The organism is Olsenella sp. oral taxon 809 str. F0356, from assembly GCF_000233535.1.
GTDB classification, from domain to species: Bacteria; Actinomycetota; Coriobacteriia; order Coriobacteriales; family Atopobiaceae; genus Olsenella_I; species Olsenella_I phocaeensis.
The window spans coordinates 2160954-2162762 of record NZ_JH376563.1; the positions used below are offsets into that span (position 1 = coordinate 2160954).

Below are 1809 nucleotides of genomic sequence, written 5' to 3' on the forward strand. Positions count from 1 at the left end.
CCGGGCGCGCGCCCGCCGACTTCGCGCGCGACTCCGCCGATTGTCGCCCCTCGCCCGCCGCGCGCGGCTCCGCCGACCCCCACCCGCTCTCCCCGCGACCCGACGGGCGAGCGGCGACCTGCGCCTCAGGACCCAAGGGTCGCCATGGGAATAACGAACACTCCATCCTCCCTCTGGTAGGCGACGCTCCCCCTCCCAACCACGACGGCAAGGAAGGCAGGGGGCTCCACCTGGGCCGCAGCGTTCGCGCAAAGCTTGGACCTCAACCTAAGCAGGTTGCGCGCTGCCGCATCCGCCTTCGTGTCGCTGAGCTTCACCTCGACCGCCGCCCAACGACCGCCGTGTTCCAGCACCACGTCCACCTCGAGCCCCTTGTCGTCACGGTAATAGTGGACGGAGTTCCCCAGGCCAGGATAGGTGGAGAGAAACACCCTGAGGTCGCGAAGAACCAGGGACTCGAAGAGGTCTCCCAGCGTCTGCGTGTCGCGCACGAGCCTCTCTGGCGTGGCGCCAAGCAGCGCCGCCGCAAGGGAGGAGTCCGTGAAGTAGCGCTTGGGACTCACGCGCACCCGAGCCTTCGCCCTGAGCGGGGGTTCCCAGCCCGCAAGCTCCTCGACCAGGTAGAGCCGTTCGAAGAGCCCGACATAGGACGTCAGCGTGTCGACGGAAACCCCCCGAGCGCCCATGTCCCGGATGAGCGTCCTCTTCGTCGCGGCACGGCTCGAGTTGAGGGCAAGGGACCTGAGCACGGCAAGCGCCGTGTCGGCAGAGAGCCCCTCCTGCATCACGTTGTCGTCCAGCACGGCCTGAATGTATTGGGATGCCATCTCGAACGCAACCACGTCGGGCGCGCCAAGTGCGGCAGGCCAACCTCCCCTGCAGCACCACCGAGCGACGTCGGCGACCGAGGTGGGGCTGGTGGCAGGCGAGAATGACCCCTCGAAGAGACCCCGGAGGCTCACTTCGGCCGTGGACTCCCCCAGCTCCGCAAGCGTCATGGTGCGCATGCGAAGCCGAGCGATGCGCCCCGCGCCACTGTGATGCACCTCTCCCCGCCTCGCCGGCTCAAGCTGGGTGGAGCCCGTGAGAAGGAGCCTGCCCGTCTTTGCCGCGGAGTCATCCACGAAGCGCCGCGCCGCGTCCCACACCGCAGGCACCTCCTGCCACTCGTCCACCAGGTGCGGCGCGTCCCCCAGAAGGGCCAGCGAGGGGTCGACCTCGGCCATTTGCCTCTGCTCGCCCTTGTCGAGCTCGGTGACGCTGGCCGCCCTGGAAAGTGCACTCCAGGTCTTGCCGCACCACTTGGGCCCCGTGATCTCCACGCACCCGAAGGCACCCATGAGCATGTCGAGGCGAGCGTCGGTCAAGCGCGGCAGATATCCGTCCGGAGTCAGTCTGTTGGGTTTACTAGACATGTATTTACCTCGCTGTTCCATATTTTACTCCTAATTCGTTAGTTATTTTACACCCTTGAGGCTAGGCGCTTCACACCCTCCCGGCAGACGAGACGCTCGCCCGGGCCCGACGGACGAGCCGGGCCGGGACGGGGGCGTCACCCCCGTGCGGGCCCTCGATGGCCCCGCGTGCCGCGCCTCCGGAGTTGTATGCGGTTTTCTCGCCTGAAAAACAGCATACAACTGTTTAAGACTTATATATTAGCAGGTAGAACGCTTGCCCGGTTTTGAAGTTGTATGCGAGAACAGCAAACAACTTCTCTCGCCCACCGGCTCGGCGCGGACGCCCCCACGCCCCCCGGGCGCGCGCCCGCCGACTTCGCGCGCGACTCCGCCGATTGTCGCCCCTCGCCCG

1 protein-coding gene is annotated in these 1809 nt (G+C 66.8%); it reads right to left on the reverse strand.

The genetic code is table 11. The features are described 5' to 3' along the window. Window positions 1–125 precede the first annotated feature (125 nt). On the reverse strand, window positions 126–1367 hold the full coding sequence (locus HMPREF1008_RS09685; protein ID WP_232202863.1) for an ATP-binding protein: 1242 nt from the start codon (window positions 1365–1367) through the stop codon (window positions 126–128). Window positions 1368–1809 lie beyond the last annotated feature (442 nt).